Source organism: Arthrobacter sp. SD76 (assembly GCF_049726125.1).
Lineage (GTDB): Bacteria > Actinomycetota > Actinomycetes > Actinomycetales > Micrococcaceae > Arthrobacter > Arthrobacter nitrophenolicus.
Genome location: NZ_JBNBLR010000001.1, coordinates 2342873 through 2362813 on the forward strand (window position 1 = coordinate 2342873; position 19941 = coordinate 2362813).

General features: G+C 68.1%; 12 protein-coding genes and 4 pseudogenes. 3 read left to right on the forward strand and 13 right to left on the reverse strand.

Annotation, left to right across the window (positions count from 1 at the left end; translation table 11 throughout):
- On the reverse strand, positions 1-2304 hold the full coding sequence (locus tag ACPEE0_RS11570; RefSeq protein WP_424574535.1) for an ATP-binding cassette domain-containing protein: 2304 nt from the start codon (positions 2302-2304) through the stop codon (positions 1-3).
- Positions 2305-2312: 8 nt separating this feature from the next.
- A pseudogene (locus ACPEE0_RS11575) lies at positions 2313-3183 on the reverse strand (ECF transporter S component).
- Between the two features lie 154 nt (positions 3184-3337).
- Here ACPEE0_RS11575 and ACPEE0_RS11580 point away from each other — a divergent pair.
- Positions 3338-4762: a mycothione reductase gene (locus ACPEE0_RS11580; RefSeq protein WP_424574536.1), complete on the forward strand. Its 1425-nt coding sequence runs from the start codon at positions 3338-3340 to the stop codon at positions 4760-4762.
- Positions 4763-4785: 23 nt separating this feature from the next.
- On the opposite strand, the gene ACPEE0_RS11585 is transcribed toward ACPEE0_RS11580, so the two are convergent.
- The 8 genes and pseudogenes from ACPEE0_RS11585 to ACPEE0_RS11620 form a co-directional block, all read right to left on the reverse strand.
- On the reverse strand, positions 4786-5811 hold the full coding sequence (locus tag ACPEE0_RS11585; RefSeq protein WP_009357973.1) for a nucleoside hydrolase: 1026 nt from the start codon (positions 5809-5811) through the stop codon (positions 4786-4788).
- A gap of 7 nt (positions 5812-5818) precedes the next feature.
- The gene (locus ACPEE0_RS11590) at positions 5819-6796 is read right to left on the reverse strand and encodes an aldo/keto reductase (protein ID WP_009357972.1); all 978 of its coding nucleotides are present in this window, start codon (positions 6794-6796) and stop codon (positions 5819-5821) included.
- A gap of 8 nt (positions 6797-6804) precedes the next feature.
- The gene (locus tag ACPEE0_RS11595) at positions 6805-7365 is read right to left on the reverse strand and encodes a hypothetical protein (RefSeq protein WP_009357971.1); all 561 of its coding nucleotides are present in this window, start codon (positions 7363-7365) and stop codon (positions 6805-6807) included.
- Positions 7362-7979, reverse strand: coding sequence for a DUF402 domain-containing protein (locus ACPEE0_RS11600; RefSeq protein ID WP_009357970.1), 618 nt, complete (start codon positions 7977-7979; stop codon positions 7362-7364). Before ACPEE0_RS11600 ends, ACPEE0_RS11595 begins: the two co-directional genes overlap by 4 nt.
- The gene (gene dxs, locus ACPEE0_RS11605; RefSeq protein WP_009357969.1) at positions 7976-9949 is read right to left on the reverse strand and encodes a 1-deoxy-D-xylulose-5-phosphate synthase; all 1974 of its coding nucleotides are present in this window, start codon (positions 9947-9949) and stop codon (positions 7976-7978) included. Before dxs ends, ACPEE0_RS11600 begins: the two co-directional genes overlap by 4 nt.
- 154 nt (positions 9950-10103) lie before the next feature.
- Positions 10104-12930 (reverse strand): annotated as a pseudogene (locus tag ACPEE0_RS11610) (aconitate hydratase).
- Between the two features lie 165 nt (positions 12931-13095).
- Positions 13096-14489, reverse strand: a pseudogene (locus tag ACPEE0_RS11615) (class I SAM-dependent RNA methyltransferase).
- A complete protein-coding gene (locus ACPEE0_RS11620) occupies positions 14486-16462 on the reverse strand; it encodes an APC family permease (protein WP_354176282.1) in 1977 nt (658 codons plus the stop codon). Before ACPEE0_RS11620 ends, ACPEE0_RS11615 begins: the two are co-directional and overlap by 4 nt.
- 119 nt (positions 16463-16581) lie before the next feature.
- Here ACPEE0_RS11620 and ACPEE0_RS11625 point away from each other — a divergent pair, with 119 nt between their 5' ends.
- Positions 16582-17256, forward strand: coding sequence for a potassium channel family protein (locus ACPEE0_RS11625; protein WP_009357967.1), 675 nt, complete (start codon positions 16582-16584; stop codon positions 17254-17256).
- Positions 17253-18014 carry a potassium channel family protein gene (locus ACPEE0_RS11630; protein WP_009357966.1) on the forward strand — a complete coding sequence of 254 codons (762 nt, stop codon included), beginning with the start codon at positions 17253-17255 and terminating at the stop codon, positions 18012-18014. The genes ACPEE0_RS11625 and ACPEE0_RS11630 overlap by 4 nt, the downstream gene beginning before the upstream one ends.
- A 15-nt stretch (positions 18015-18029) precedes the next feature.
- On the opposite strand, the pseudogene ACPEE0_RS11635 reads toward ACPEE0_RS11630, so the two are convergent.
- The 3 genes and pseudogenes from ACPEE0_RS11635 to ACPEE0_RS11645 form a co-directional block, all read right to left on the reverse strand.
- Positions 18030-18826, reverse strand: a pseudogene (locus tag ACPEE0_RS11635) (DUF3159 domain-containing protein).
- Positions 18823-19167, reverse strand: a complete 345-nt coding sequence (locus tag ACPEE0_RS11640; RefSeq protein WP_133350966.1) for an OB-fold nucleic acid binding domain-containing protein — start codon at positions 19165-19167, stop codon at positions 18823-18825. The pseudogene ACPEE0_RS11635 and the gene ACPEE0_RS11640 overlap by 4 nt, the downstream one beginning before the upstream one ends.
- Positions 19168-19171: 4 nt before the next feature.
- A complete protein-coding gene (locus ACPEE0_RS11645) occupies positions 19172-19885 on the reverse strand; it encodes a DUF3710 domain-containing protein (protein WP_009357963.1) in 714 nt (237 codons plus the stop codon).
- Positions 19886-19941 lie beyond the last annotated feature (56 nt).

Sequence of the window (19941 nt, forward strand, 5' to 3'; positions counted from 1 at the left end):
TCAGGCCTCCGCCAGCCGGCCGCCTTCGAGCACGAGGACGCGGTGCGCCACCTGCCGGGCGTAGGCGAGGTCATGGGTGACGAGTACGACGGCGGCGCCCTCCTCGGCCGCGGACCGGACCGCGGCGTCGAGGACGGCCAGGCTCCCGCCGTCGAGCGCCACCGTGGGTTCGTCAAGGGCCAGGACGGCCGGCGTGCGGGCGAGGACCGTGGCCAGGGCCAGCAGCCGCTGGCGGGATGCGGGCAGTTCCGAGGGATGCGCCTGCGCCTCGCCCTCCAGTCCGACGGCGGCCAGCGCCGCCGTCGCGCGGTCCATGGCTGCCGCCCTGCCGACCTGCCGGTCCAGGCCGAAGCCGACTTCGCGCAGGGCGGTCCGCTCGAACAGCTGGTCCCGCGGATGCTGGAAGAGCATTCCCACGGATGCCGCCGTGCTGCCCACGGGCCGCCGTGCAATGTCGGTGCCCTGGACCAGGACCGACCCGCTTCCCGGCCTCAGAAGGCCGTTGAAGTGCCGCAGGAGGGTCGACTTGCCCGCACCGTTGGGGCCAGTAACCGCAACCACCTCACCCGGGTGGACAGCCAGGTCGACGCCCTGCAGTACCGGGAACGGCAGGCCGCCCGCGGCGGAGTCCACTCCTGCCCGGCGCATGACGCCCCGCCGGCGCCGCTGTCCATCCTGCCGGTAGCCGAAAGTCACGTTCCGAAGTTCCAGGGCGGGGGCTGTGCTGCCGCTGCGGAGGGACACCGGGGCCTCCGGGGGCGGGAGTTGGTGCGGCCGGAGCCCGTGCGGCCGGAGGATGCCCGCCGGCATGGCACCGCCCTGCTGGAAATTCGCGGGCGGTCCGCTGGCGCCGACGGTCCCTTCCGCCAGCACAATCCACGTTGCGGCGTCCAGCAGCGGGGCGTCGAGCGCCTGGCTCAGGATGACGACGGCGGTTCCGTCCCCGGTGAGGCGGCGCACCAGCACCTCCACTTCGCGGACGCCGGCGGCATCGAGCGAGGCAAACGGCTCGTCCATGACCAGCACCGGCGGACGGGCGATGATGGCGCAGCCGATGGCCAGCCGCCGCAACTGGCCGCCGGAGAGCCGGGCAGGATCCCTTTCCAGCAGTGCGGTGAGCCCCAGCAGGCCCGCGGCGTGTTCCACCGCGGCGCGCATCTCCGCCCGGCCCATTCCGGCGTTTTCCAGGCCGAACGCGAGTTCCTCGGCCACCGTTGCCTTGACCGTGGACAGGACGGCGGATGCGTCCTGCGGAACGAAACCCACCTGCCGGCCCCACTGTGCCGGATCGATCCGCGGGTCCGCGGCGCTGCCGTCAAACTCGAGCCGCGTCCCGGCCAGTTCCAGGAAACCTGCCAGCACGCCGCCCGCGCCCGGGGACAGCCAGCCGGCGAGAAGCCTGCCAAGCGTCGTCTTGCCGCTGCCGGAAGTACCGAGGACTGCGGTGAGTGTTCCCGGCGCGAGGGCGAGGTCCACGCCGGACAGCACGGGCGCGTCGCCATCGTGGTAGGCGAAGCTGCGGATGCCTGCTGCCAGCACCGGGCGGAGGAGGTGGTGCACGTCAGCTGCCCCTGCGTAGTGCCACAGCCGCACGGCAACAGCAGCCACGGCGGGGAGCACCAGGACAAGGCGGAGGAAGCGTTGTCCCGGGGAATCCGGCACGATGCGGTAGCTGGTGCGGGGGCCGGTGCTGCTGAAGCCGCGTGCCTCCAGGGCAGCCGCCCGGGTTCCGGCGTCCTCCACCAATGACAGGACCAGCGGGACGGCCTGGAGGCGGAAGGCAGCTGCCCGGTGCAGCAGGCCGCGCCGGATCACCAGTCCGCGGGACTCCTGGGCCTGCCTGATCCGCTCGGCGCGTGCGGCGATGGCCGGCAGCAGCGTGAGGGTGGAGGCCAGCACAAACCCGAACCGGCCCCGGATGCCGCGCGCGGACAGGGCCGCCACCAGGTCCGGGACGCTGAGGCTGAAGGAACAGGCCAGCAGGATGAGGACCACCGCGGACACCTGGGCTGCCCGCTCGAGCGCGAAGGAGAGGCCTTCCGCGGTGACGCGGACCGGACCCCACTGGGCCAGGACTGTCAGTCCCTCGGGAAAGGACAGCCCGTGGACTATCAGCAGGGACAGCCAAAGGGGCAGCAGCACGGCGGCGGCAGCCGGCAGCATGCGGCGGGCGGTGCCCGCCGCCACCGAAAGCGCCAGGGCAGCGGCGGACACGGCGACGGACAGCGGAAGGCTCGCCGCCGCCGTCGTGATCACTGCTGCGCTGCCGGCGGCTGCCAGTCCGGTCAGCGGATGAATCCGCACGGGTTTGCCTAGGACGCCTGGCCCGGCCCCTGCACGGTCGCGTCGGTCGCGTCGGGCCGCGTTGCTTCCGGAGCGGCAGCCTTGCCGGCCAGGACGCGGTGCCGGCGGACGAATGGGAACTGCTGGCTGGCACGCCGCGGCAGCGCGTAGACCAGGACAGCCACCACGGTGAAGACGATGGCCTTGTCCATGGGGTCCGAGATGAGCGCCTGCTTGGTGATGGCGGCCAGGAGCGTGTCACCCATCGAACGGAAGGCGCTGACGATCGCCCCGGTGGCCACCCCGGAGGTGCCGCCGAACACGAAGGCCGCAACCGGTGCGGACACCACGCCGCCGATGATCCCGGTGGCGAAGCCGGCCACGGGCGCGAGGTAGAACCGGCGGAACAGGCCGTAACGGGCGGCCAGCCCGGCCAGGCAGCCGATCAGTGCGGCCCCGGCGGCGAACGGAAGCACGGTGGGATTGAAGAAGGACCAGACGATGCTGCTGAGGGCGCCGGTGGCAGCACCGGCTGCCGGTCCCGCCAGGACCGCGATCAGGACGGTGCCGATCGCGTCAAGGTAGAACGGGACCAAGGGTGCTGCCCACGAACTGGCCGAGCACGATGTTCAGGACCAGGGCCACCGGGATCAGCACCACCGTCGAGGCCGGAAGGGTAGGCAGGACGGCGACGATCAGCAGGACAGCCCCGGCCAGGAAGCCGGACAGGGCGACCAGGGCCGCGGCGCTGCCGGGGCCGCCGGTGATGTCGGCAGGCTGGTTGAGCACCAGGTAGATGTAGGTGGCGGCGATGGCCAGGGCGCCGAGGATTTCCAGCAGCCTGCGCCTGCGGGCGGCAGCGGGGGCCGGGGACGGCAACGTCAGGGAGGGCGATGACATGTGGTTCCTTCAGGGTGCGGCACTTCAGGGCCCGGAAAACGCCGGGCCGTGCGGGACGCCGCCTATGTCACCTCGGCAGCAGCCGCGCCGGATGGATGGACCGGCGGGGCCGCGGACCATTCTACCGGTGCTGCCGTGCCATAGACTGCCCCGTATGCCCCACTATGACCTGGCCATCATCGGCTCCGGCTCCGGAAATTCGCTGATCACCCCGTCCTGGGACGGCAGGCGCGTGGCGCTGATCGATGGCGGCGTCTTCGGCGGGACCTGCCTGAACGTGGGCTGCATCCCCACCAAGATGTTCGTCTATCCGTCGGGGCTGGCCGGCGTTCCGGTCGAAGCCGCAGGACTGGGCGTTGACCTGAACCTGGACAAAGTGCACTGGAACGGCATCCGGGACAGGATTTTTGGGCGGATCGACGCCATTTCCGAGTCCGGCCGGCGCTACCGGGCAGAGGAACAGGACAACGTGGACCTCTACCAGAACCACGTCCGGTTCACCGGATCCCGGTCGTTGCAGACCGCCACGGGGGTGGAGATCACTGCCGACCAGGTGGTGGTGGCCGCCGGCTCGCGGGCTGTGCTTCCCGACGTCCCGGGAGTTGGGCTGCCGCAGGTCCACACCTCGGACACCGTGATGCGGATCGACGGGCTGCCGGCCCGGGTGGTGGTTGTCGGCGGCGGCTACATCGCCGCGGAGTTTGCTGCCGTGTTCTCCGGGTTCGGCTCCGAGGTCACCCAGGTGAACCGTTCCGGGCGCCTGCTGCGGGGGCATGACGACGAGATCGCCCGGCGCTTCACGGCCGCAGCGGCGGACCGTTGGAAGCTGGAGCTGGGCTGGGCGCTCGAAGCGGTCGAGGACAGCGGCGGCGGGACGGCCACAGCGGTGTTTTCCGACGGCGGCGGGCGCCGGTTGCGGGTGGAAGCGGACATTGTCCTGATGGCCACCGGCCGGGTTCCCAACACTGACGGGCTCGATGCCGCGGCCGCTGGCTTCGACCTCGACGACGACGGCACACTCGCCGTTGATCCCCACCTCCGGATCCTTTCCGGCGGGCAGCCGCTGGAGGGCGTCTATGCCCTGGGCGACGTGGCGAACCCCTACCAGCTCAAGCACGTGGCCAACCGGGAAGCGCGCGTCGTGGCCCATAACCTCGAGCACCCGGACCGGCTCCGCCCCATGGACTACACCGCCGTGCCGTCCGCCGTCTTCTCCACTCCGCAAATTGCGTCAGTGGGGCTGACCGAGGATGAGGCACGGTCCGGGGCGGCCGCGGGAACGGAGGTGGTAACCGCCGTCCAGGAACATGGCACCACAGCCTATGGCTGGGCCATGGAGGACGCGGAGGGCGTGGTCAAGCTTGTTGCCGAGCGCGGCACCGGCCGCCTGCTGGGGGCCCACATCCTGGGGCATGAGGCCTCGCTGCTCATCCAGCCCCTGGTCCAGGCCATGGCCACCTCGGTGCCGGTGCACCGGCTGGCCCGGGGCCCCTTCTGGATCCACCCGGCCCTCATGGAAGTGGTGGAAAATGCCCTGCTCGCGCTGGATGTCGAGGTTCCGGAGGACGCCCCGCTGTAGCCGGCAGGTTTATCCGCGGACCTTCAGCCCAGCCGGGCTGCGAGGCCGCCGACGGCTGTGACCAGTTCACGGAAGGCCTGCTCCGGGTTGTTGCCGGAGACGATCCTGGCGTTGGGTCCGATGCCCCACAGGCCGCGGAAGTCGGCAACCGTTGTTCCGGCGAAAAGCGGCGATTCCGCCTCAACGTCCACCGTAGCCGGCCGGGCGGTGTACTCCAATGTTCCTGCCGCCACCCCGGCGGCAAAGAAGTCATGGACGTGGGCAAGGTAGCCCTGGTCGTAGCGCCGGTGGAACTCGAAATAGAACCGCAGCGCATCGGACAGGTGCCTGATGATCCCGTTGTCCGAGGTGCTCCGCTGCCCTTCCGGCTGGTCCGGGAGCACCAGCTCGGGGACGGCGGCGCCGGCCGCTTCCGCCAGCTGCCGGACATGCTCCGGCCGCATCTCGATGCGCTCTGTCGTGTCCAGCGAGCACACCACGGGAAGCTTCTCCATGGCCCGCCCGCGGTAGGCGGCGTAGACCTCCTTCGCGGCGTGCGGGTCCACATGGGTATTCCATTCCGCGGTGGGCGTGGTGTTGCCCTGGTAGTAGAAGCAGCCGCCCATGACCACCACGCCGGCCAGGAGCTCCGGCAGGTCCGGCTCCTTGCGCAGTGCCAGCGCGAAGTTGGTCAGCGGCGCTGTAATCAGGGCCGTCAGCTCCCCCGGCCGCGCCTTGGCATGTTCGATCCACAGGTCGACGGCGTGGCGCGGCGACACCCGCCCTTCCGGTTCCGGCAGGACGGCGTGGCCGATGCCCTGCGGTCCGTGGGTTTCCGGCGTGGTCAGCAGCGGAATGGACAGCGGCTGGCGCGCACCGACGGCTACTTCCACGCCGCGCCGGCCGCACAATTCGAGGAGCGCAAGGGTGTTGCGCGCCACCTGGTCGGCATCGACGTTGCCGGGTGTTGCCGTTACCGAGACGAACTCCGTGTCCGGCAGGGCGGCGAGGTAGGCGACGGCCAGGGCGTCGTCGATGCCGGTATCGACGTCCAGGAGGTAGGCGGGCATCGCAGCTCTAGAAGAGGGCCACTTTGGGCGCCGCGGGGAAGATCGAGTCCAGTTCCTGCAGGTCGGCTTCAGTGGGGATCCAGTCGGCTGCCACAGCGTTCTGCCTGACCTGCTCCGGCCTGGTGGCTCCGGCGATGACGCTGGCCACGGACGGCTGCGCGGCAAGCCAGGAGAAGGCGACGTCGATTTCGGTGAGCCCGCGTTCCTTGGCGAAGCGGCTGAACCGTCCCAGCTGCTCCCAGTCGGCGTCGTGCACCATGTGTGTCCGGGTGTGGCTGAGCCGGGAACCTTCGGGGGCGTGCCCGGGCGAGTACTTGCCGGTGAGCAGGCCGTTCGCCAGCGGGAAATACGGCAGGACACCCAGGCCGAACTCCCCGGCAGCCGGTGTCACTTCCAGCTCCGCCCGCCGGTCCAGGAGGTTGTAGTGGTTCTGCGTGGAGATAAAGCGGGCGCAGCCCAGTTCCCGCGCCACGTACTCGGCCTGCGCGATCTGCCAGCCGGCGCGGTTGGAGTGGCCGATGTACCGGACCTTGCCGGCCGTGACCAGCGCATCGAGGGCGGACAGTGTCTCGTCGATGGGGGTCAGCGGGTCCGGGGTGTGGAACTGGTAGAGGTCGATCCAGTCCGTGCCAAGCCGTCGCAGCGAAGCCTCCACAGCCTGGATGATGTAGCGCCGTGAGCCGCGCGCGCCGAAGTCGGGGCCGTTGGCGCCCTTCATGTCCATGCCGAACTTGGTGGCCACCACCACGTCGGCGCGGCGGCTGCCCAGGGCCTTGCCCAGCATTGTTTCGCTGAGCCCCGGTTCCCGGCCGTAGGTGTCGGCGACGTCGAACAGGGTGATCCCGGCGTCGAGCGCAGCGGAGACCACGGCGTTGGTGGCGTCCTGGGATTCGGTGGCGGTGTTGGCGCGGCCGAGGTTGTTGCAGCCCAGGCCGACCGTGGAGACCGTCAGCCCTGATTTTCCAACACGGCGGGAGGTGGTCACGGAAACTCCTAGAGGCTGAACGTGGTGGCGGACTTGGCGGAGTGCTTCACCTTGAAGTTCTCCGGTTCCTTGAACGGGGCCGCGGCGATGGTGAGTTTGGTGAAGTCCAGGTCCTCGCCCCGGGCGCAGACCTTGATGGCGTTGGCGGCCTTGTTGGCGTCCGGGCAGAGGCAGAAGATGTTCAGCTTGAAGTCCGTGAATTCGGACCGGTCCACAGTGCCGAGGCCGCGCCACGCGAGGTGGCTGACCAGGGCATCCTTCGCCTTCTCCTCCAAGTACCGGTCCCGTTCGGTGCCTTCCTTGGTCTTCAGGGCAAACTGCGCCACCACCCAGAACTGCTCCTCGTCCGGAATTTCGGCGTAGCCGTCTTCGGCGCACTGCACGGCGAAGGCGTCCAGCAGCGCATCGGCGGCCGCGGCGTCCGCGACGTCCGTCTCTTCGGTCTTGCTCTGGTGTCCCACCACGCCGAAGTTCATCACGAACTGGCTGTACTCCTCGTCGAACCAGGCCTCGCGGAAGTGGAGGACTCCCTCGTCGTCGCGCTTGTAGACCCTGACAATGCCGCTCATTTGCGTCCCTCCGTGAACCATTCGACGTCGGTGCCGTCAAAGGGTGCCTGTTGTGCCTTGACGGCCCGGTATAGTTCGTCCGCTGCGGCCTGGATGTCTCCGATGAGCCGTTCGGGGTAGTTCATGGTCACGCTGTGGTCGGCAAACTCATCCTGGTCGTCGATGAAGACGCCGCGGTCCGCGGTGCGGATGACGTCCAGGTCCATGTCGATGACGTGGAACTCGGTGACGGCAGGCCGGATGTCCGTCCATTCATGTCCTACTGCCAGGTCCACATAGACGCGTACCCCGTTCGGATGGGCGGAGTCGTAGAAGGTGGCAACCCAGTCGCCCTGGCGCGGGACCAGCAGGACGGCGTCGGACCGGGTGTAGAACGCGGCTCCCGGGCGGGAGCAGAACTCGTTGGTCCCCTGGAAGATCCACCACCCGTGCCGGTCCTCGCCAAGGTAGCGTCCCGGCACCACCCAGTGGGCCTTGCCGTTCCATTTCCGGTTGCGGGACACCACGAGCTGGCCCGGCTGGAGGCCCCTGGGCACCCTCGTGGTGGTGGTGTGAAGGACGGGTCCGGACTCCCCCGCAGCGCCCGGAATCTTCAGCGCATCCTCTTCCCTCACTGGATTGGAAGGCTGCCGGTGGTGGGGTGCTGCTGTCCCGGCAGCGGGCGGGCGAACGGAACCTTTGTTCCCAAAACCTGCGCGACGACGTCGTGCGTAATCTGCTGGGCGGTAAGCCCCACGCGTTCCAGGACCTGGCTGCGGCTGCCGTGGTCCAGGAACTCGACCGGAAGACCCACCTCGTTGAGCGCGGTGTCCACCCCGGCTGCACGCATTTCCTGGCGGATGCGCGAGCCCACGCCGCCGGCGCGGACGCCGTCCTCGATGCAGACCACCAGCCGGTGGTGCGAGGCGAGGGCAATGATGGAGCGGCGGACGGGCAGGGCCCAGCGCGGATCCACCACAGTGGTGCTGATGCCCTGCGCGCCGAGCCTGTTGGCGACGTCGAGGGCCAGCTCCGCCATGGCGCCGACGCTGACAATCAGCACGTCGTTCTCGGTGGACCCTGACGGGCGGCGGGCCAGGATATCCACGCCGTCGCTCAGCCGTTCCAGGGTTTCAACCTCGGCTCCGACAGATCCCTTGGAGAACCGGACGACACTCGGCGCGTCGCTGATGGCGATGGCCTCGCGGAGTTCCTCCCGCAGGCGGGTGGCGTCGCGGGGAGCAGCGAGATGGAGGCCGGGGACCACCTGGACCATGGCCATGTCCCACATGCCGTGGTGGCTGGCACCGTCCGGGCCGGTGACGCCGGCGCGGTCCAGGACGATGGTGACACCGGCCTTATGCAGGGCCACGTCCATGAGCAGCTGGTCGAACGCGCGGTTGAGGAAGGTGGCATAGACGGCCACCACGGGGTGCAGGCCGCCGAAGGCCATGCCCGCCGCGGAGGTCAGGGCATGCTGCTCGGCGATGCCGACGTCGATGACGCGGTCCGGGTGCTTGGCGGCGAACTTGTGCAGCCCCACCGGAATCAGCATGGCTCCGGTGATGCCCACCACGTCCTGCCGCTCGTCAGCGATGGCAGCGATTTCGTCGGCGAACACCGAGGTCCAGGACTTGGCACCGGCTTTTCCGGTGGGTTCGCCGGTTTCCGGATCAATGATGCCCACGGCATGGAACTGGTCCGCTTCGTGTGCGCGGGCCGGGGCGTAGCCGTGCCCCTTCTCGGTCATGGCATGCACGATGACGGGACCGTTGTAGTGCCTGGCGGTGGCGAGGGCGTGCTCCATCGCCTGGAGGTTGTGGCCGTCCACGGGACCGATGTACTTCATGCCCAGGTCCTCGAACATGCCCTGCGGAGCCCACCAGTCCTTGATGCCCTTCTTCATGGCATGCAGGCTCTTGTAAGTGAACTGGCCCACGGGGCCGCCGTTCTGGAGCTTTTTCTTCCACCAGTCCAGCGCCACCTCATACGCGGGCGCCGTGCGGAAGGAGTCGATGGTGGGCCGCAGCGAGGCCAGGTAATCGGCGAAACCGCCCACGGTGGGGGCATAGGACCGGCCGTTGTCGTTGACGACGATGACCACGCGGCGCTTCTTGTCCGCGGCGATGTTGTTGATGGCCTCCCAGGCCATTCCTCCAGTCAGCGCCCCGTCACCGACGACGGCGACGACGTACCGGTCGCCTTCCCCGGTCAACTGGCGCGCACGGGAGATTCCGTCCGCCCAGGACAGTGAGGAGGACGCATGGGAGCTTTCCACGATGTCATGCTCGGACTCGGCGCGGGACGGGTAGCCTGACAGCCCGCCTTCCTGGCGGAGGGTGCTGAAGTCCTGCCGGCCGGTGAGCAGCTTGTGGACATAGGACTGGTGGCCGGTGTCAAAGACAATGCTGTCGCGCGGCGAATCGAAGATGCGGTGCACGGCGAGGGTCAGCTCCACCACGCCAAGGTTTGGCCCGAGGTGACCGCCCGTCTGGGAAACGTTTGTGATCAGGAATTCCCTGATCTCCGAAGCCAGCTGCTTGAGCTGCTCTTCGGTCAACTCGTTCAGGTCCTGCGGATTCCGGATGGTGTCCAAGATTCCCAATGACCCCTCCTTCAGGTGGTAGACGTGCCGTTTAACTCTAACGCCTCGGTCCGAAGGACCGGACCGCAGTACCAGACGCGCCTGCACAGCCGAAGCCCCGGCAGGTCGGTGGCCGGCCGGGGCTTCGGAGATGCTGCCTGCTGGGCAGTTCCCGCTAGTTCGCGGAAATCTGGCGCAGCACGTACTGCAGGATGCCGCCGTTGCGGTAGTAATCCGCTTCACCCGGGGTGTCGATGCGCAGGACGGCGTCGAACGAGGTGGCGGAACCGTCTTCGGCGGTTGCCGTGACCTTGAGGGTCTTGGGGGTGGTGCCTTCGTTCAGGGCGGTGACGCCCTCAACGGAGAACGTCTCCGTGCCCGTCAGGCCCAGCGACGCCGCGGACTCGCCGGCCGGGAACTGCAGGGGCAGGACGCCCATGCCGATGAGGTTGGAGCGGTGGATGCGCTCGTAGCTCTCGGCGATGACGGCCTTGACGCCCAGCAGGGCGGTGCCCTTTGCTGCCCAGTCACGGGAGGAGCCGGAACCGTACTCCTTGCCGGCCAGGACCACCAGCGGGGTGCCGGCTGCCTGGTAGTTCTGCGCTGCGTCGTAGACGAACGCCTGCGGGCCGCCTTCCTGGGTGAAGTCGCGGGTGTAGCCACCTTCGACGCCGTCCAGGATCCTGGTTCTTGATGCGGATGTTCGCGAACGTTCCGCGGATCATGACCTCGTGGTTGCCGCGGCGGGAACCGTAGGAGTTGAAGTCCTTGCGCTCCACGCCGTTGGCCAGCAGGTACTGGCCGGCGGGGGTGTCGGACTTGAAGGAACCGGCCGGGGAGATGTGGTCGGTGGTGACCGAGTCGCCCAGCTTCAGCAGGACGCGGGCGCCCGTGATGTCCTTGACCGGCTCCGGCTGCGCCTGCATGCCCTCGAAGTACGGGGGCTTCCGGACGTAGGTGGAGTTCGGATCCCAGGCGAAGGTGTCGCCGGCCGGGGTGTCCAGTGCCTTCCAGCGGTCGTCGCCGTCGAAGACGCCTTCGTAGCCCTTGGCGAACATTTCCTTGTCGATCGAGGAGTCGATGACCTGCTGGACCTCAACCGGGTTGGGCCAGATGTCCTTCAGGAAGACGTCGTTGCCGTCGGTGTCCTTGCCCAGCGCATCGGTTTCGAAGTCGAAGTCCATGGAACCGGCCAGGGCGTAGGCGATGACCAGCGGCGGGGAGGCCAGGTAGTTCATCTTGACGTCCGGGTTGATGCGGCCTTCGAAGTTGCGGTTGCCCGAGAGCACTGCCGCGACGGCGAGGTCGTTGGCCTGGACGGCCTCGGAGATTTCGGCTTCCAGCGGACCGGAGTTGCCGATGCAGGTGGCGCAGCCGTAGCCCACGATGTAGAAGCCGAGCTTCTCCAGGTAGGGGGTCAGGCCGGACTTCTCGTAGTAGTCGGTGACAACCTTCGAGCCCGGGGCGACCGAAGTCTTGACCCACGGCTTGGCGGTCAGGCCCTTTTCGACGGCGTTGCGTGCCAGCACGGCGGCGGCGAGCATGACCGACGGGTTGGAGGTGTTGGTGCAGGACGTGATGGAGGCGATGGTCACAGCGCCGTGGTCCAGCTCGAACTCGCGACCGTCGGCCATCTTGACCGGCACCGGGCTGGAGATGCGTCCGGCGCCGCCGTGTGCTGCCGAGTACTTCGGCGGTTCGCGGTCGGTGTCCGAAACGTGGGTTCCGCCGGTGGTGAAGGACGGGGCGTCCGAGGCCGGAAAGCTTTCCTCAAGGGACTCGTCCAGGGTGCCGGCATCGGCGTCGTGGGAGACGTAGTTCTTGAGGTCGTGGCGGAACTCGTCCTTGGCCTCGGTGAGCTCGATGCGGTCCTGCGGGCGCTTGGGGCCTGCGATGGACGGAACAACGGTGGAGAGGTCCAGTTCCAGGTACTCGGAGAACTTGATGTCGCGGGACGGGTCGTGCCAGAGGCCCTGCTCCTTGGAGTAGGCCTCGACGAGGGCAACGTTCTGCTCGGACCGGCCGGTGAGGCGCAGGTAGTCGAGGGTGACGTCGTCGATCGGGAACATGGCGGCGGTGGAACCGAATTCCGGGCTCATGTTGCCGATGGTGGCGCGGTTGGCCAGCGGCACAGCGGCGACGCCCTCGCCATAGAACTCGACGAACTTGCCCACAACGCCGTGCTTGCGCAGCATTTCGGTGATGGTGAGCACCACGTCGGTGGCGGTGGCACCGGCGGGGATGCTGCCGCTCAGCTTGAAGCCGACGACGCGCGGGATCAGCATGGAGACGGGCTGGCCGAGCATGGCTGCCTCGGCTTCAATGCCGCCGACGCCCCAGCCGAGCACGCCCAGGCCGTTGACCATGGTGGTGTGCGAGTCGGTGCCGACGCAGGTGTCGGGGTAGGCGCGGAGGGCGCCATCGACTTCGCGGGTCATGACGGTGCGGGCCAGGTATTCGATGTTGACCTGGTGCACGATGCCGGTTCCCGGCGGGACAACCTTGAAGTCGTCGAACGCGGTCTGGCCCCAGCGCAGGAACTGGTAACGCTCCCCGTTGCGCTGGTATTCGATCTCCATGTTGCGCTCCAGCGCGCCGGAGTTGCCGAAGGCGTCGATCTGGACCGAGTGGTCGATGACCATTTCGGCCGGTGCCAGCGGGTTGACCCGCTTGGGGTCGCCGCCCAGTTCCTTGACCGCTTCGCGCATCGTCGCCAGGTCAACCACGCAGGGAACGCCGGTGAAGTCCTGCATGATCACGCGTGCAGGCGTGAACTGGATTTCTGTATCAGGCTGGGCATTCGGGTCCCAGCCGGCCAAGGCGCGGACGTGATCGGCAGTGATATTCGCGCCGTCCTCGGTCCTCAGCAGGTTTTCAAGCAATACCTTGAGGCTGAACGGAAGGTTTTCTGCACCTTCAACGGAGTTCAACCGGAAAATTTCATACTCGGTTCCGGCTACATTAAGTTTGCCCTTTGAACCGAAGCTGTCCACAGTGCTCATCGCAGGGCTCCTCTCGCAACAGTTTCATCTTTGTCGCGCGGTTGACCGCCTGCTAGTTAGGACGCCCTAATTACTTTCGGGCCCGAAAATTGCACACGGCCGGCCGTGAATACGGGCGCGACGTGGGACTGACTACGGCCATCGTAGTCGATAACCGCGGCGGCATCACGGGCGGGGAGCAAGCAGCGCCACTGTTTCAAGGTGGTGGGTGTGGGGGTAGAGGTCGAACGCCCGCAGGCCGGCCAGGTCCCAGCCGGACTGGCGGAAGTAACCCACGTCACGGGCGAACGACGCCGGATCACAGGACACATAGGCAATGGCGCGCGGGTGCGCCGCAACGAGCTGTCCCACCACTGCCTTGCCCGCACCGGCCCGGGGCGGGTCCAGGATGAGGGCGTCAAAGTCCCGCGGTTTCTGGCGCAATACCCGCTCCACGCGGCCCTGGATGATCTCCACCTGCGGGGCGGCGTGCAGGTTCTTGCGGGCGTCCCGGCTTGTTCCGGGGGCACCCTCCACGGAGAGGACGGACCCGTCTCCCCCACGGCGTCGGCCAGCACGGCGGTGAACAGGCCGGCCCCGGCGTAGAGGTCAGCCACCACGGCACCGGCGTGCAGGAACCCGCCGCCATGCAGGAAATCTGTGACAGCTCCCACAAGTGTGTCGGGCGCGTCGCGGTGGATCTGCCAGAACCCTGCGCCCGTGACGCGGTAGTCGTGGCCGGCAGCCGATTCCTGCACCCAGGTCCGGCCGCGGAGCTGTGCGACGTCCTCCGTGACGGGATCGAAGGATGCGACGGACACATCCCCGGGCAGCTGCGCTGCCACGGCGGCCAGCCGCTTCGCCTTTGTCCCGGGCGCGGGGGCGAGAAGCACCAGTGGCCGTGACCCGTTGGCCGGCGCGGCCACCTCCACCCGTTCGATCCCCTGCAGGTCCAGGTTCCAGAGCTGCAGGGCATTGATCGCGTCGGTGGCCAGCGGCATCTCGCGTACCGGGACGATGTGCCCGGACCGGTGCGCATGCATCCCGAGCTTGCCGCCGGGGGTGACCGAGAAGCTGGCGCGCGTCCGCCACCCGAGGCCCGTGCCGCCGTCGGGCGCTGCTCCCCCATCGCCTGTGCCGGCTCCCACTGGCTCAACTGCCGGGGAGAGTTCGACGCCGGCCAGCCGCCGCAGCTGCTCGGCCAGCACGTCGGCCTTGAGGCTGCGCTGCCGCGGGAGCGCGATGTGCCCGAACTCGGCCCCGCCGACGGGTGGGCGGCCCTGCTGCCAGGCGCGGCCTGAATCTGCGGGGCGCCAGAAGTGCTCCACGCGGTCAGGCGAGGCTTCCAGCACTTCAATGACGTCGGCCCGCCAGAACTTGGCGTTGTCCTCGGCGTCCGTCAGGCGCACCCGGACTTTTTCGCCGGGGATGGCGTGCCGGACGAAGATGACCCGTCCCTCGTGGCGGGCCACGCAGTGCCCGCCATGGGCGACCGGTCCGACGTCGAGGACGGCTTCCTCGCCGCTGTGTCCGCCCGCCTCCGGCGTGGCGGCGGGGGTGGTGGAGGTTCTGGCGGTCATTGGACGTCCTGGAGGTTCTTGGCTTCTTCGGATGATTTGAGCTGCCAGGGAACACTGGCCACCATGACCCCGGGTTCGAAGTGCAGCCGGGTCTTGATGCGCAGTGCGGTCTGGTTGTGCACCAGCTGCTCCCACCACTTGCCCACGACATATTCGGGGATATACACCACGATAAGGTCGCGCGGGGAGTCCAGCCGCATCTGCTTGACGTAGTCCATGATCGGGTTGACGGTTTCGCGGTAGGGACTGGCCAGCACGGTCAGCGGCACAGGGATCTCAAGTTTTTCCCAGTCCGCGACGGTCTGCGCGGTTTCTTCCGCGTCGATGTCCACGGTGATCGCGTCCAGGCGTGAGGGCCGTGACGCCCGGGCGTAGGCCAGGGCGCGCAGGACGGGCTTGCGCACGTGCGAGACCAGGAGGACTGCGTGCACCCGGGTGGGCAGGGCGCGCGGGGACGCGTCCTCGTCCACCGCCAGTTCCTTGGCCACGTTGTCGTAGTGCGCGCGGATGCTCCACATCACGAGGAAGAGGACGAACATGGCCAGCAGCGCGATCCACGCGCCCTGCTCGAATTTGGTGACCAGCACGATCACCAAGACCAGCGCCGTCATGCCGAAACCGATGCTGTTGATGGTGCGCGACTTCACCATGCGCCGCCGCACCATCTTGTCCTTCGCCAGCTTGAGCTCCCGGCCCCAGTGCCGGATCATCCCCAGCTGGCTGGCCGTGAACGAGATGAAGACGCCCACGATGTAGAGCTGGATGAGCTTGGTGACGTCCGCGTTGAACGCCAGGATCAGCACCAGCGCACCGGCCGCGAGGGCCAGGACGCCATTGCTGAAGGCGAGCCGGTCGCCGCGGGTCCGGAGCTGGCGGGGCAGGTAGCCGTCCTGGGCCAGGATGGAACCCAGGACCGGAAAGCCGTTGAAGGCGGTGTTGGCTGCGAAGACCAGGATGATGCCGGTGGCGGCCACCACGATGTAGAACGGGATGGACCCGGGGCCGAAGATGGTCTGGGCGATCTGGCTGATGGCGGGGTTCTGGATGTAGCCCTCGGGCAGCGGATTGCCGTTCACCAGGAACTCGGTGGCAGGGTCCAGGACGATGTGGACCCTGGTGGCCTGGGCGAGGTACATGATGCCTGCCAGCATGGTGGCGCTGATGACGCCCAGGAGCAGGAGCGTGGTGGCCGCGTTCTTGCTCTTCGGCGGGCGGAAGTTGGGTACGCCGTTGCTGATGGCCTCCACACCCGTGAGCGCGGCGGCACCCGAGGAGAAGGCCCGAAGCAGCAGGAAGGCACCGGCGAGCCCCACCAGCCCCTCGTCGAAGCCAGGGGCGGGAACGATGGTGAAATCAGCGGACGGCGCCTCCCCCAGCTGCCCGGTGGCCGCCTGGAAGATGCCCACCGCCGTCATGCCGAGGATTGACGCCATGAAGATATACGTGGGAATGGCGAAGACGCTGCCTGCCTCCTTGATGCCGCGGAGGTTGACCAGGGCGAGGATCACGACGCCGGTCGCCGCGATGGCTGCCTGCTGCCCGTGGAGTGACGGAACGGCCGTGGTGAGGTACGTGGCGGCTGACGAGATGGACACGGCAACGGTCAGCACGTAGTCCACCAGCAGGGCGGAGGCGACGGTCAGGCCCGCGTACTTTCCAAGGTTGTCGCCGGCGATTTCGTAGTCCCCGCCGCCGGAGGGGTAGGCGTGGACGTTTTGCCGGTAGGAAGCAACCACGGTCAGGAGCACCACCATCACGGCGAGCCCCACCCAGGGTGAGAACGCCACGGCGCTGACGCCGGCCAGGGCGAGCGTCAGCAGGATCTCGTCCGGCGCATAGGCCACGGAGGACAGGGCGTCCGAAGCGAAAACCGGCAGTGCAATCTTTTTGGGAAGCAGGGTGTGGGCCATCCGGTCGTTGCGGAACGGCCTGCCCACCAGCACGCGTTTGACGGCGTTCAGTATTGTCAGCACCCCACAAAGCTAGTCTGATTCCCGGGTGATGTCATGACGGTCCCTTGACAGCGGCAACGCCGGATGCTGGCGGTAGAGTTCTAGCTGCACAACCTGCACAGGATTACAGAGGAGATACGGTGGCGCATTTCGTGATCATGGGATGTGGCCGGGTGGGGGCGACGCTGGCTCATACGCTGGAGGACGCCGGGCATTCCGTGGCCATCATCGACCAGGACGACCGCGCCTTCCGCCGGCTGCGCCAGGGGTTCACCGGCCGCAAGGTCACCGGCGTCGGCTTTGACCGTGACACCCTTAAGCAGGCCGGCGTGGCCGAGGCCTACGCATTCGCCGCCGTGTCCAGCGGGGACAACTCGAATATCCTCGCGACCCGCGTGGCCCGCGAGACGTTCCATGTCCCGCACGTGGTGGCCCGGATCTACGATCCCGGCCGGGCGGAAATCTACCAGCGGCTGGGGATCCCCACCGTGGCCGCGGTGCGCTGGAGCGCGGACCAGGTCCTGCGGCGCATCCTCCCGGAGCAGCACCTGGCGGGTGATTTCCGTGAGCCTTCCGGACGCCTGGTCCTGGCTGAACTGGACCTCGACGCCGGCTGGATCGGACACCGGATCAGCAGCATCGAAAAGGCGGCGGACGTCCGGGTGGCCTACCTCACGCGCTTCGGCGAGGGCATGCTCCCCGACGCCGGAACCGCCTACCAGGACGGCGACACGGTGCACGCCATGATGCAGGTGGACCGCAGCGCGCACGTTGCCCAGGTCCTGGCCAAAGCCCCCGCCAAGGAGATGCAGTGAAAGTCGTTATTGTCGGCGCGGGAAGCGTCGGGTCATCCATCGCCAGGGAACTGCTGGCCCACAAGCATGAGATCCTGCTGATCGACCTGAAGCCGGAAGTGATCGGCCGCAGCGGACTGCGAGGCGCACACTGGCTGGTGGGTGATGCCTGCGAACTGAGCACGCTGCAGGGCGCCAAGGTGGAAGAGGCGGACGTGGTGGTTTCCGCCACCGGTGACGACAAAGTCAACCTTGTGGTGTCCCTGCTGGCCAAGACCGAGTTCGGCGTCGGCCGCACCGTGGGACGGGTGAACAACCCGAAGAACGACTGGATGTTCAATGATTCCTGGGGCGTGGACGTGGCCGTCAACACGCCGCAGCTCATGACGGCGCTGGTGGAAGAAGCCGTGGAGATCGGCGACCTGGTCCGGCTCCTGACCCTTCAAACCGGCGTGTCGTCCCTGGTCGAGTTCACCGTCCCGCACGATTCGCATGTGATTGGCCAGACGGTGGGGCAGATCTCCTGGCCGGAGGATTCCACCCTGGTGGCGATCCTGCGCGACCACGCCCCCATTACGCCCAGCCGCGACGACGTCATTGACGGGGGTGATGAGCTGTTCTTCGTGACGACCATTGCCGCCGAGGATGAACTGCGGGCACTGCTGTCACCGGAGGCGGCGGAGGCGGCCGATTCTGACGAGGAAGAGCAGCAGGAAGAAGGAGTGCCGGCAGGCCGCACGGAACAGCAGCCCCTTGAGGACGACGGTTTCGACGGCTGACGGACCCCGGCGCCGTCAGGCTTTCGGCGCCGGTTCCCCGTCCGTCAGGTCCTTGGCCGGCGCAGGACGGGTTACCAGCCAGGCCACCCAGACGCCCAGGATGTACAGCGGGGCGCCCATCAGCAGGCGGGTGGTTGCCAGTGCGGCAAGGCCGTCCGGGCCCATCAGGTACAGCGGCACCTGGACGAGAAGCCGGAGCGCCAGGACTCCCACGATGATCCAGGTCCCAGCCGGTAGGCCTTGAGCCGGTCCGGGTCCTTCCGCCAGTCGAGGCCTTCATTGCGGATGAACCCGAACAGCAGCCCTGCCACCGGCCATTTGACCAGGATGGAGATCACCATCGCGATGATGTAGGCCGCGTTGGTGAAGAACCCCGGAAGGTAGAAGTCCTCGGCCTTCCCGGTGGTGTTGGCCAGCCACGCGGAAATTCCGACGCCGACAACGCCGGCGAGTGCCTGGGTCAGGGGCCGGCGCTGGATAAGGCGGACCACCGTGAACACGGCAGCGGTGCCCAGTGCGGCAACCAGCGACGGCGGGAGGTCCTGCGTGATGGTGAAGGCAACCAGGAACACCAGGCCCGGCATGATGCTTTCGGCGATGCCCTGGACACCACCGGCGCTGCGCAGGACATCCACCCTGCCGTCATGCGTCCTGTGCAGTCCCGCCTTGGCCGCGTATTCGGCCGCGAGGCCGGCCACGGGCGAAGAATCCTGCGCTGTCCCCGGCTCCTGCGCTGTCCCCGGCTCCTGCTCCGGGCTGTTGCTCCCGGGACGGGATCCTCCGGAGGACGGTTCGGGCTGGGGCGAAGTCATTCGTTCTCCTGACGGGACAATATCTCGTAGCGGGGGTTGAACATGGTGGGCAGGCCCTGGCTTTGGGAGAGCATTCCCTCGAGGCGGAGCTCGGTGCCGGCTTCGATCCCGGGCACCCGCCGGCGGCCGAGCCACACCACCCGGAGCCGGGGATGCCGGACCGCCGCGGGTCCCCGCCGGCCGGGCTCGGACTCGGAGACAATCGCGCTGAACGCGGCGGTCCGGTCCGCGGGGACGTAGGTGATGGACTCAATCCGTCCCTGGCAGAGCACCCGGCCTTTGACGGGCAACTGGCTGAGGGGGGTGGTGCGGCCACCGTCCCGCGCTGCTCCGTCCGGCAAGGAATCAGCCAATCTGGGTGATTTCGGGGCCACGCTCCGGTTCCTGCAGCCCGGGAGCAGCCGGCGGGGGCGTGGCGGTGGCGTCCTTCGGCAGGCGCAGCTGGAGAAGGTCACGGGGCGGCATGGGGCTGTCACCCCGGATGACCACTACCTTCTTGAACAGTGCTTCGAGTGGTCCGGCCGCGTCGCGGTCCAGTGCTGCAGCGCCGCCCAGGACGCCGCGGAGGAACCAGCGGGGACCGTCGACGCCGATAAAGCGGGCCACACGGTAGCCCTGGCTGCCGTCGGGCAGGCCGGCGGGAAGCTTGGCAACGAGTTCGGTCCCGAACTCGCCCTCCACTTCCTCGACCTGGCCGCCCTGGGCGCCAACGGACTGGCCGATCTGGCCGCGGATCTCATCCCACAGCTCTTCAGTCTTGGGTGCAGCGAACGCCTGCAGCTGAAGGCTCGAACCGTTGAGGTCCATGGTCACAGCCACCACGCGCTGTGTGGCCTCTTCAACTTCCAGTCGCAGCTGGAGGCCCTCGCTGGGCGTGATCAGGAGCGCACCGAGGTCAACATAGCCGTCGCGGCTGCTGATTTCGGATGCATCGAAGGGGCCGTTGGCGCGGCGTCCGGTGCTGCCCGCTTCCACGTCCGCGGGCTCCGCGAGCGTCAGCGGTTCGTCCGGTTCGGCCGCCTGTTCCTTCTTGGCTTTCCTGCCGAGCCCAAAGACCATCAGGGTGTCTCCTTTGTTGTGAAGTTCCGGTCCGGCCTGGGGAGGCCCCGCCGTCG